The sequence below is a fragment of the Candidatus Kurthia intestinigallinarum genome, assembly GCF_003991225.1.
GTDB lineage: Bacteria > Bacillota > Bacilli > Bacillales_A > Planococcaceae > Kurthia > Kurthia populi.
This window is the reverse complement of the sequence record NZ_JTFC01000239.1, coordinates 1-738: the sequence shown is the minus strand read 5'-3', so window position 1 is coordinate 738 and position 738 is coordinate 1. Positions and strand designations below refer to the sequence as shown.

Annotated in this window: 1 protein-coding gene; it reads right to left on the bottom strand. The window is 30.5% G+C overall.

The genetic code is table 11. The features are described from left to right. Nucleotides 1-104: 104 nt before the first annotated feature. Nucleotides 105-738 (bottom strand): zeta toxin family protein (locus QI30_RS20155; protein WP_126992174.1); only part of this gene is annotated, 634 nt, incomplete at its 5' end.

Genomic DNA, 738 nt, shown 5'->3' with positions numbered 1-738 from the left:
TTTAGCAACAGTAGCATTAATCATTTCTAAAGCGTTCATCATATAAACCTCTCCTTTAACTTAATAATACTACATTAATTAATAAGTAAAGTAAAATAAAAAAATTATTTACTTAAAAATTCTTGATACTTCTTATTATTAAGTATAGTTTCTTTACCCAAACTCCCTGTAGCAATAACCTCATCTGAATTGTCTTGAGTATCAACTATTGCCCAATGATCCACTAAATCTTTTAATGCAACAAATGATTTCGCAATCATAGAATGACTCTGGATAACAATTTCATCTGGTACTAATCGAGGGAAATCACCATTTGCTTTTGCTTCTTCATAGCGAATACGATTACGCTTCAAAGCTATCTTTACCGGTACATCAATAATTGTCAATGTTACTTCAAACTTTGCTTGTTTAAGTAAATGTATGAAATTGATATACTTTTGAGTATCTTTAAGAGTCCCATCAAAAATATGGGAAATTTCCCTTTCAATAGCTTTTTCTAAAAGTTTAGAAGCCATTAATGAGCTTTCTTTATGAACGATTGATGCAGCTATTTCAGGGTTTGCATCAAGCATCTTTTGATATTCGGGGATTTCTTTTTTTAATTCATCGGAATCAATAATAAGAATATTCCCAACACTTTCTTTTAATCTTTTTCTAAAAGTGCTTTTGCCAGCGTTACTGCCACCGCCTAAAAAGAAAGAGACTTTTTGTTGACTGTCTGATTGTATATTAGCTTTA